Origin of the sequence: Burkholderia sp. KCJ3K979, assembly GCF_016759955.1 — a bacterium.
In the GTDB taxonomy this organism is placed as follows: domain Bacteria; phylum Pseudomonadota; class Gammaproteobacteria; order Burkholderiales; family Burkholderiaceae; genus Burkholderia; species Burkholderia orbicola.
In genome coordinates this window covers 1-6398 of sequence record NZ_JACFYV010000304.1, presented here as the reverse complement: position 1 = coordinate 6398, position 6398 = coordinate 1, and the positions used below count along the sequence as shown (strand labels likewise).

Below are 6398 nucleotides of genomic sequence, written 5' to 3'. Positions count from 1 at the left end.
CGCATTCACGACGATGCCGCGCTCGACCGCGAGGCCCGCATCGCGCGCCAGTTCATCGGCGGCGGTTTCATCGGTCTCGAAGTCGCGGCGTCGGCGCGTCGGCGCGGCTGCCGCGTGACCGTGCTCGACGCGGCGCCGCGACTGCTCGGCCGCGCTGTGCCGGAAGCCATCGCGACGCGCGTGCATGCGGCGCACGATGCGCAGGGCGTGGCGATTCGCCTGAACCGAAAGCCGGTTGCGATCGAGCGGACGTCGGGCGGTGCGCTGGCCGTCGTGCTCGACGACGGCGACACGCTGCTCGCCGACACGGTCGTGGCCGGCATCGGCATCGAACCGGCCGATGAACTGGCGCGCGATGCGGGCCTCGCGGTCGAGCGCGGCATCGTCGTGAATGCGCAGCTCGAGACATCGGCGCGCGGCATCTACGCGGCCGGCGACGTCGCGGTGTTTCCGAGCGCGTTATCGGGCCAGCCGGTTCGACAGGAGACCTGGCACGGCGCCGAGACGCAAGCGCACGTCGCCGCCCGCAACATGCTCGGTGCGGGCGAAGCGTATCGCGACACGCCGTGGTTCTGGTCCGATCAATACGATGCGCAGTTGCAGGTGGCCGGGGAGCCGGCGCTCGGTACGCAGTCGGTCGCACGCAGCCTTGGCGACGATGCGGAAATCCATTTCCATTTCGATGCGCTCGCGCGGCTCGTCGCGGCGAGCGGCTTCGGGCGGGCGGCGGGATTCGTGAAGGAAATGCGCGTGGCGAGGATGCTGGTCGAACGCGGGATCGACGTGACGCCGGCTGCGGTCGCGGACGTCGACGTGAAGCTGAAGTCGCTGGTGACGGCCGTGAATGACCGGTAGCGGAAAGGAGGGAAATGAAGCGCGCGGCAGCGAACGCCGCGCGCTTCGTTCAGACCGCGATCAGGCCATCGCGTGCAGGCGCAGATACAGGCCGGCTGCCGCCGCGCCGCCGAGCAGCGGGCCGACGACGGGCACCCACGCATAGCGCCAGTCGCTGTCGCGCTTGCCGGGAATCGGCAGCAGCGCATGCATGATGCGCGGCGACAGGTCGCGCGCGGGGCTCATCGCGTAGCCGGTCGGGCCGCCGAGCGAGATGCCGATGCCGAGCACGAGCAGGCCGACGGGCAACGCGTCGAGTGCGCCGAGGCCGACTTGCGGCGACGCGAGATACAGCACGCCGAGGATCAGCACGAACGTGCAGATCGCTTCGGTCAGCACGTTGTGCGTGGTGCTGCGGATCGCCGGCGCCGTGCAGAACACCGCGAGCTTCAGGTCCGCATCGGCTTCCTTCGCGAAGTGCTGGCGATACGCGAGCCACACGAGCAGCGCGCCCGCCATCCCGCCGAGCATCTGCGCGAGCACGTAGCCGCCGACTTTCGACCACGCGAACTTGCCCGCGAGCGCGAGGCTGATCGTGACGATCGGGTTCAGGTGCGCGCCGCTGAACGACGCGGTCACGTAGACCGCGACGAATACCGCCATCGCCCAGCCCATCACGATCACGATCAGATCCGCGCCTTTGCCCTTGGTCTTTGCAAGCAGCACGTTTGCGACCGCGCCGTTGCCGAGCAGCACGAGGATCGCCGTGCCGATGAATTCTGCAATATAAGGTGACATGATTGTCTCTCGAAGTCACGGCGGACTCGCGCGCTGCGCGGTCCGCCGGTGTTGTTGTATGTCGTTTGATATTGTTCGGATTACTGGGTGTCGTCGGCCCACGCCTTCGCGGCGCGCACCGCACGCTGCCAGCCGGCCATGCGCTGCTCGACCTGCTCCTTCGGCATCGACGGTGCGAAGCGGCGATCGAGCTGCCACTGGTCGCGCACTTCGTCGAGGTTCTTCCAGTAGCCGATCGCGAGACCCGCGAGGTAGGCCGCGCCGAGCGCGGTCGTCTCGGTGATCTGCGGACGCACCGCGTCGACGCCGAGCAGGTCGGCCTGGAACTGCATCAGCAGGTCGTTCGCGCTGGCGCCGCCGTCGACGCGCAACTCGCCGATGCTGATGCCCGAATCGGCTTCCATCGCGGCCAGCACGTCGAGCGACTGATACGCGATCGCATCGAGCGCCGCGCGCGCGAGATGCGCGGCGCTCGTGCCGCGCGTGACGCCGAACACCGAGCCGCGCGCCCGCGCGTTCCAGTGCGGTGCGCCGAGACCGGCGAACGCGGGCACGAGATACACGCCGTCGGTGTGCGGCACGGTCGCGGCGAGCGCCTCGATTTCCGCGGCCGTCTTGATGAGGCCGACGCCGTCGCGCAGCCACTGCACGACCGCGCCCGCGATGAAGATGCTGCCTTCGAGCGCGTACTGCACGTCGTCGCCGATCTGCCAGGCGATCGTCGTGACGAGGTTGTTCTTCGATTCGATCGGCTTGTCGCCGGTGTTCATCATCAGGAAGCAGCCGGTGCCGTAGGTGTTCTTTACCATGCCCGAGGTCGTGCACATCTGGCCGAACAGCGCCGCGTGCTGGTCGCCGGCGATGCCCGCGAGCGGGATCTTCGATGCGAACACGGTGGTCTTGGTGTGGCCGTAGATTTCCGACGATGCCTTCACTTCCGGCAGCATGCTGCGCGGGATGTCGAGCAGTTCGAGCAGCTCGCTGTCCCATTCGCGCGTATGGATGTTGAACAGCATCGTGCGCGACGCGTTCGTCACGTCGGTCACGTGCAGTTCGTGCTTCGTGAAGTTCCACACGAGCCAGCTGTCGACGGTGCCGAACGCGAGCTTGCCCTGGCGCGCCTTGTCGCGCGCGCCCGGCACGTTGTCGAGGATCCAGCGGATCTTCGTCGCGGAGAAGTACGAGTCGATCGGCAGGCCGGTCTTCGCGCGCACCTTCGCTTCGAGGCCCTGCTTCTTCAGCGAGTCGCAGAAATCGGCGGTGCGGCGATCCTGCCAGACGATCGCGTTGTAGACCGGCTGGCCCGTCTCGCGATCCCAGACGATGGTCGTTTCGCGCTGGTTCGTGATGCCGATCGCCGCGATCGACGTGCCGTTCAGGCCCGTGCGCGTGACGGCTTCCGCGGCGACGCCGGCTTGCGTCGACCAGATTTCCTGCGGGTCGTGCTCGACCCAGCCGGGTTGCGGGTAGATCTGTTCGAATTCCTTCTGGGCGATCGATACGATGTTGCCCTGGCGATCGAACAGCATCGCGCGGGAACTCGTGGTGCCCTGGTCAAGCGCGAGGATGTACTGGTCCTGCATGTCTCTCATCTCCATCCGTGGATTGGCTTAGTTGTGATGCGCGCCGCATGTGGGGCGGCGCGTCGGTGAATCAACGTCGGTCAGGCAAAACTACCATTGCAACTGCATTCGGATTACGCATGCGGCGCATGCGCGGCGGCGAACCATGCGTCGACCGCGGCGGTCACCGCATCGAGCGTGCCGGGCGCGACGTGCAGGCCGAGCTTCGAGCGGCGCCACAGGACGTCCTGCGCGCAGGTCGCCCATTCGGCGTCGCGCAGGTAGCGCAGTTCGGCGTCGTGGATGCCCGGCGCGATTTCGGCGCCGAGATCGGCGAGCGACTTCGCGCCGTCGACCACGCGCTCCGCACGCGTGCCGTACGCACGTGCATAGCGGCGCGCAAGCGCGGCGGGCAGCCACGGATGACGTTTCGCGAACGCGCTGGCGAACCCGTCGAACTTCGCGTCCGCGATGTCGCCGCCCGGCAGCGCGACGCCGGCGGTCCAGGTCTTCGCATCGCGGCCGAGCGCACGGCACAGCATGTCGCCGGCTTCTTCCGCGAGCTTGCGGAACGTCGTGATCTTGCCGCCGAACACCGACAGCAGCGGGGCGCCCGCGCCATCGTCGAGTTCGAGGCGATAGTCGCGCGTGACGGCCGATGCGTTCGCCGCGTTCTCGTCTTCCAGCAGCGGGCGCACGCCCGAATAGGTCCAGTGCACGTCGGCCGGCGAGATCTTGCGCTTGAAGTAGCGGTTGATCGAATCGCACAGGTATTGCGTCTCGTCGCGATCGATCGCGACCTTCGCGGGATCGTTCGTGTATTCGACGTCGGTCGTGCCGATCAGCGTGAAGTCGTGCTCGTACGGAATCGCGAAGATGATCCGCTTGTCCGGGTTCTGGAAGATGTACGCGTGATCGTGATCGAACAGGCGGCGCGTGATGATGTGGCTGCCCTTCACGAGCCGCACGCTATGATGCGCGCCGCGGCCGAGCGCGCCGTGCAGCACCTCGCCGACCCACGGGCCGGCCGCGTTCGCGATCGCGCGCGCATGCACGACGCGGATCGAACCGTCGGCGTGCTGCAGCCGCGCTTCCCATTCGTCGCCGCGGCGTTCGGCGGAAACGAGCTTCGTGCGCGTCAGGATCTCGGCGCCGCGCTCCTTCGCATCCATCGCGTTCAGCACGACGAGGCGCGCGTCGTCGACCCAGCCGTCGGAATACACGAAGCCGCGCTTGATCGAGTCGATCAGCGGCGCGCCGGCCGCATGGCGGCGCATGTCGATGCCGCGCGAGCCGGGCAGCAGCTCGCGTTTCGCGAGGTGATCGTAGAGGAACAGGCCGATGCGGATCAGCCAGGCCGGGCGCAGGTTCGGCATGTGCGGCATCACGAAGCGCAGCGGCCACATGATGTGCGGCGCCGCGCGCAGCAGCGTTTCGCGTTCCTGCAGCGCCTTGCGCACCAGCCCGAACTCGTTGTACTCGAGGTAACGCAGGCCGCCGTGAATCAGCTTCGTGCTGGACGACGACGTGTGCGACGCGAGGTCGTCCTGCTCGCAGAGCATGACCGACAGGCCGCGGCCGGCCGCATCGCGCGCGATCCCCGCGCCGTTGATGCCGCCGCCGACGACGAGCAGATCGTAGCGATTCGGTTGGGTCACCTGCTGTCCTTATCGTCTGTTGAAATAGGGCGAACATGAAATGTTCGAATTCGAAATTTAACGAACGAAATCGAAAAAGTAAAGTTCGAAAAAGCGGGGCCAGTAGCGCGTGACACGATCCCGGACGATACTGGCGGAATCGACCGTTTCGCGAGGTGAATCATGCGTATTGGGATGTGGGCCGGCGCGTGCGCCGTCCTTCTGGCGGGGTGCAGTGCGGGGATGCCGCCGCTTGCCGGCAACTGGCGGGCGCCGTCGTTCGTCGACCTGCAGACGTCGTGCGGCGGCGCGGCGCGCGACTGGGGCGCGGACGCGCAGCCGGTCTACTCGACGCTGTACGACGCGTATGTGGCGAAACGGTATCGCGGGCTGACCGAAGCGAACTATTGTGCGTTCGTAAACGAACTTTCGACCCACTATGTGGCGCCTGACGCGGCGGCACGCGCCGGCTGGGTCGCCTATTTCAACGGCGCGCGCGCGCAGGCCATCAGCTGGCGGGCGGCGGTCGACCCGACGCTGCGCGGCGGCTGAAGCCGGCGGCGCCGAACGGGCAGAGGGAAGGCAGGAACGACCGCGCGGCCGGATGCCGGCCGCGCGATCGGGTTCAGGTCAGGGAACAGCGGGGCTTACGAATAGCGGTACTTGATGGATCGCAGCGCGGCGTCGCCGGTCTCGGTCACGCAGTATTTGCGCCCCGAGCCGAGCCCTTCCAGGCGGACGAGCTGTTGTTCGAGCAGGATGTCCAGTTCATCCCGATCCATGTCGCGCTGATCAGGCGCGTCCTTCACAAGCAAGAGCGTGGCGAATTCATGCGGACTCAGCATCGTTCTCTCCGTGGCAATCAGACTGCCCGCGCGGCCGGCGCATACGCCGCCGCGCGATACCCCGCGAGGGTATGGCTTGGGGGGAAAAGCTGCATTCGCCGGCCTGCGATTCGCACCGCCCTGGCACAGGCGGATCGGCGAACGGGCCGGGGAACTGGAGTCTAGTCGAGTGCGTGGGCAACGACAAATCGTGCCCCGTTAATTTTCCGTTTGACAGAAACGCACGCCACGAGCGGTCCGCGCGCGGCGCCAACTTCTTGATTTCACTTGAAGTTTCAGGTGCGGTGCAGCATCGCAACCGTCATTCCGCGACGTACACCTGCGTGCCGGCGGCGGCCACCGTGTCGGCCATTTCGGGCGGCAGCGGCTTGTCGGTGAAGAGCGCGTGCACCTGGCTCAGATGGCCCTGGCGCACCAGCGCCGGGCGGCCGACCTTCGAATGGTCGGTCACGAGGTAGACCGTGCGCGCATGCTGCATGATCGCCTCCGCGACGCGCACCTCGCGCGTGTCGAAATCGCGCAGCGTGCCGTCGGCCTCGATCGCCGACGTGCCGATGATCGCGTAGTCGACCTTGAACTGGCGGATGAAGTCGATCGCGAGCTCGCCGACGATGCCCTTGTCCCACGGCCGCACGATGCCGCCGGTGATCAGCACCTCGCAGTCGGGGTAGCCGCTCATCATCGACGCGACGTTCAGGTTGTTGGTGATCACGTGCAGCCCG

Annotated in this window: 7 protein-coding genes; 2 read left to right on the top strand and 5 right to left on the bottom strand. The window is 67.2% G+C overall.

Annotated features, from left to right (window positions below; all coding sequences use genetic code 11):
- The coding region (locus tag H3O04_RS33150; RefSeq protein WP_202589295.1) for an NAD(P)/FAD-dependent oxidoreductase at positions 1 to 855 on the top strand (855 nt) is incomplete at its 5' end.
- A 60-nt stretch (positions 856 to 915) separates the two neighbouring features.
- Here the strand turns inward: H3O04_RS33150 and H3O04_RS33145 are convergent.
- From H3O04_RS33145 to glpD, 3 genes are all read right to left on the bottom strand, one after another.
- Positions 916 to 1632: an MIP/aquaporin family protein gene (locus tag H3O04_RS33145; protein ID WP_011546148.1), complete on the bottom strand. Its 717-nt coding sequence runs from the start codon at positions 1630 to 1632 to the stop codon at positions 916 to 918.
- Between the two features lie 80 nt (positions 1633 to 1712).
- A complete protein-coding gene (gene glpK / locus H3O04_RS33140; RefSeq protein ID WP_053523946.1) occupies positions 1713 to 3215 on the bottom strand; it encodes a glycerol kinase GlpK in 1503 nt (500 codons plus the stop codon).
- A gap of 113 nt (positions 3216 to 3328) precedes the next feature.
- Positions 3329 to 4852: a glycerol-3-phosphate dehydrogenase gene (gene glpD, locus H3O04_RS33135; RefSeq protein WP_006477890.1), complete on the bottom strand. Its 1524-nt coding sequence runs from the start codon at positions 4850 to 4852 to the stop codon at positions 3329 to 3331.
- A gap of 162 nt (positions 4853 to 5014) precedes the next feature.
- On the opposite strand from glpD, the gene H3O04_RS33130 reads away from it, so the two are divergent.
- Complete coding sequence (locus H3O04_RS33130; protein WP_006477891.1) at positions 5015 to 5383, top strand: hypothetical protein; 369 nt, start codon at positions 5015 to 5017, stop codon at positions 5381 to 5383.
- 95 nt (positions 5384 to 5478) lie between these two features.
- Here the strand turns inward: H3O04_RS33130 and H3O04_RS33125 are convergent, their stop codons facing one another.
- The gene (locus tag H3O04_RS33125) at positions 5479 to 5676 is read right to left on the bottom strand and encodes a hypothetical protein (protein WP_006477892.1); all 198 of its coding nucleotides are present in this window, start codon (positions 5674 to 5676) and stop codon (positions 5479 to 5481) included.
- Positions 5677 to 5977: 301 nt separating this feature from the next.
- The coding region (locus H3O04_RS33120; protein ID WP_442862856.1) for a DeoR/GlpR family DNA-binding transcription regulator at positions 5978 to 6398 on the bottom strand (421 nt) is incomplete at its 5' end.